The 4,127-nt window shown below is 41.9% G+C and carries 3 protein-coding genes; all 3 read left to right on the top strand.

The genetic code is table 11. The features are described from left to right. The first annotated feature begins 148 nt into the window (after positions 1 to 148). From DXC01_RS19745 to DXC01_RS19735, 3 genes are read left to right on the top strand one after another with little or no spacing between them, the layout of a single operon-like run. The gene (locus DXC01_RS19745) at positions 149 to 2,050 is read left to right on the top strand and encodes a tyrosine-type recombinase/integrase (RefSeq protein WP_118699676.1); all 1,902 of its coding nucleotides are present in this window, start codon (positions 149 to 151) and stop codon (positions 2,048 to 2,050) included. Continuing rightward, positions 2,047 to 3,015, top strand: a complete 969-nt coding sequence (locus tag DXC01_RS19740) for a tyrosine-type recombinase/integrase (protein WP_118699675.1) — start codon at positions 2,047 to 2,049, stop codon at positions 3,013 to 3,015. The genes DXC01_RS19745 and DXC01_RS19740 overlap by 4 nt, the downstream gene beginning before the upstream one ends. Then, positions 3,005 to 4,042, top strand: a complete 1,038-nt coding sequence (locus DXC01_RS19735; protein ID WP_118699674.1) for a tyrosine-type recombinase/integrase — start codon at positions 3,005 to 3,007, stop codon at positions 4,040 to 4,042. The genes DXC01_RS19740 and DXC01_RS19735 overlap by 11 nt, the downstream gene beginning before the upstream one ends. Positions 4,043 to 4,127: the final 85 nt, after the last annotated feature.

Raw genomic sequence — 4,127 nt, 5'->3', positions numbered from 1 at the left:
GAAGCATTATACCCATGTTTTTATAATGTTGATCTTTTAAATTATTTTCCATAAATCCTCACTTTCTTGTAAAAAAGATGAGCATTATCAGATACGCTATTATCAGGTTTTCCCCTCGAATGGGAAACCGGAAAGGAGCGCATTTGATATGCAAATAAACTATTTAGATGCTATTTCATCAGTTCTCAATATGATGAAACAGCCAGACAGTGCATGTAAAAATATAGACATGCACAGAACCTGTTATGCTACACTCTTCAAGTACCTGATGGATAAGGGCATTCCTTTTTCAATGGATGCCGCACTGGATTGGCTTGAGATTAAAAAACGGGAAATTTCCTATGAGACGTGTTCTCAATATAGAAATGCCCTGTTCCGCCTCGAGCATTACCTGCTCTTTGGAGATATCAAAAGTTCTTTCTGCCGCTCAGAAGACAGTTTTTTCTGCCGGAGCGGAATATCGGAATCCTTTTTTCGCCTGACATATGAGCTGGAAGAATACTATGCGACCACACAGAATCCCTGCTATTACCATACGTATTCTGTTGCCATCAAGGAGTTCTTCAGGCTTGCTACTTCCCTGGGAGTTACAGAGCCGGAAGCAATAACCATAGATACTCTTATCGAATACTGGAATACTTACTGCAAATCCTGTAAATCTCTTGCCAGACGTCAGAACGCCGTATGTGCCATGACAGCACTTATGAAATATCTTCACCGCAGAGGTGATGTGCCAGAGTGTTACCAGCGGGTTCTTTTTGGTGAGAACGTTGAAATACTGCTTGAGATGAGACTTTCTAAAACAGGTACCGCATTTCATCCGAGTATACCTCTCGCTCTTAAAGCTGATGAATATCTTGACGCTTTGGACGATTGGAAATACATGAAATCATCAAAAGCTGTTTATCGCAATGATTTCACATGGTATTTCATGTTCCTGGAACTTAACCATCTGGAACACTCGGCAGAAACTGTGACATCATGGATAGGTATACTCCCGGATTGCCCGAATCAGATCAAAGCCAGCAGTTCCGGATCAGCTCATCGTTCACACACTATCAGAATGTTTGAAAAGTATCTCCAGGGCATAATGGAATCCAATATAATCGCTGAGCCGATGCGTGCATCTGATCATCTTCCATCATGGAGCAAAAGCATCCTTGATGGTTTCATAGAAAGCCGCAGGCGGGATGGAATGACCGATAAGACACTTACCATGTGCAGGGCAGCCGGATGCAGTTTCTTCAAATATCTTGAAGATAATGGAATAGATAATCCAGTCTCCATAACACCCGATGTGGTTAAAGCATTTCATAACCATGATGTCCACTCGACCCCGGAAAGTAAAAATGCATATGGAACCAAGCTTCGTCAGCTTCTACGGTACATGGCTGACCAGGATCTGATTTCACCAACACTTGCTTTTGCAGTATCTGCAAGCTGTGCGCCTCATCGCAGCATAGTTGATGTTCTGAGCGATGCTATAGTCGAGAAAATATATGAATATCGTGAGAGAGCTTCTACTCCCATGGAGCTCAGGGACACAGCCATGGTCATGCTTGGACTTCGAATGGGTATCAGGGGAGCAGACATCCTAAAGCTTCAGGTAAATGATTTTGACTGGAAAAACAAAACTGTTTCCTTCATTCAGCAGAAAACAAGCAAAGCAATAACGCTTCCAGTCCCAACGGATGTAGGTAATTCAGTATATAAATACATCATGAATGGACGTCCGGAATCAGCTGTCACAGGCAACGGTTATATATTTATCCGCCATCAGGCACCATATATTCCGCTTAAAGTTACAACGGCGTGCCGTGGAGCTTTAAAAAGAATACTTGCTGAATATGGATTTGAATTATCTGCTGGTCAGGGCTTTCATATGACACGAAAAACATTTGCCACAAGAATGCTTCGGGCAGACAACAAACTTGATGATATTTCCAATGCTCTCGGACATGCACGTCAGGAAACAGCAGAGGTATATCTTGAACGTGACGAAGATAAAATGAGGCTCTGCCCTCTGGAATTTGGAGGTGTTTTATCATGACATACATTTTTGAGAGCGGTCTGGCACATCATATCGAAGGACTTATACAGCAAAAACGAGCTGATGGATATGCCTATAATTCCGAAGAAAAGCTATTAAAACGCTTTGATACCTTTTGCGTACAGAATTATCCGGAACTGACAACAGTCACCTATGAAATGGCAGCCAAATGGTCAGAAGCCAGACCGGGCGAAGGAGAAGCCTATCATAATCGCTGTATGTCGATGGTGAAGGTGCTGAGTGAATATATCCTTTCCCTTGGTCAGGAAGCATATATTCCTAATTTTTTCTGCAAGGCTTACCGTCCTGTTCTTTACATTCCATCAAAAGAGGAAGTTAAGGAACTGCTGCAGAAAATGGATATCCGCACGTCTCATAATTCAGAGCAATTTAGACTCGATAGAGAGTGCAAGATTCTTTTTCTCCTATATTTTTGCTGCGGTCTGCGTCTGTCAGAAGGGCGATTGCTAAAATGGGAGCACATAGACCTGGATAAAGGAATCCTTACTGTCCTTGGCTCAAAGGGTAACAAGGACCGCCTTGTATATCTTCCGCAGGATAGCCTTCCGGTACTTAAAAACTATAAAGAACGTCAGGAAATGCTTTTCCCCGGAATTGACTGGGCTTTTCCGGGAAAAGATCCACATAAGCCTGTTTCGTGCTCTGGAGTAGAATCAAGTTTTAACCGCCATTGGGCCATGCTTCCGGTTGCCAAGACAGTTGATAAACATCCGACACCCCACTGTTTACGCCATGCTTTTGTAGTGGAGAGATTTAATGAGTGGATGCATCAGGGAATTGATACAAACACTATGCTCCCATATTTAAGCAGATACCTTGGACACAAAAGTCCTGACGAAACGTATTATTACTATCATCTTGCAGAAAAGGCATTTGATACTATCCGAGAGAAAGATTCAGTGTCTGGAAAGGTCATTCCGGAGGTGCTTCCCTATGAAGAATAAATCAGCAAAGATATCGACTGACCAGCTGTTCTTTTCTCACACATGGAACTTTCTAAATGTTTATTTGGTAAAGCAGGTCGGACGCAGTCAGGCTACAGCAGAATCCTACAGAGATTCCCTTACAATATTTAAAAACTACCTTGTAGGTGAATTAGGTAAATCCATAAGCACCTTTCAGTTTTCTGATTGTACCAAAGAATGTATTTATAATTTCAGAGAATATCTGCTTGCAAATGGCAGCCAGCCATCAACTGTAAATGTAAGAGTTGCGGCTATCCGTGCCTATCTGAACTATGCCTCGGATATGGACATATCAGTCCAGTCAGTTGCCCTGGCGATCAGTCAGATCTCACCATGCAAAACCATTAAAAAGGAAAAACCTATTCTGTCCGATGATGCACTTGCTGCAATACTGTCTGCACCGCTGAATACGAAATTCGGTGTACGAGACCGTGCTATTTTGATTCTTCTCTACGATACAGCTGTAAGAGTCAGTGAGCTGCTTAACATCCGCTTATGTGATATCACGGCAGAAACAAAATATCCAAATATTTTCATAACCGGCAAAGGTAATAAAGAAAGAACCATACAATTAACAGCTAAAGCAGTCGAACACCTTAGGGAATATATACGTGTATATCACAGTAATTCTTCCAAAGAAGCATACTTATTTTCCACAACAATAAAAGGTGTAACAGACAGGATGTCCGTTGGAAATGTCCAGCGGATTATAAAAAAATATGCAGCTCTGGTCAGTGAAAAAGGGATTAGTCTTCCAGATTCGGTTCACTGTCACATGTTCCGCCGAACCAGAGCCACAAATCTTTATCAGGATGGAATCGCTATTGAGCTTGTTTCTACAGTGTTAGGACATGCCAGAACTGATACAACCAAAAGCTACTATGCAAAGCCATCTGTTGAACAGCTTAGAGACGCAATGGAATCTGTTCCAACACCTGTATCTGATGAAGCACCAATGTGGGAGGGCAACGAAGATGAAATGGCAAGACTTTGTGGATTGCGCTAACGAATAATGCTCATCTTTTAGTAGAAAAACGTCTTATTTCTCAGCATTCTTTAAAATGATTAACATTTTGGAATGCTGAGTATAA

Source organism: Blautia sp. OM07-19 (genome assembly GCF_003481595.1).
Taxonomy (GTDB): Bacteria; Bacillota; Clostridia; order Lachnospirales; family Lachnospiraceae; genus Blautia_A; species Blautia_A intestinihominis.
This window is presented reverse-complemented; position numbering and strand designations above follow the sequence as displayed.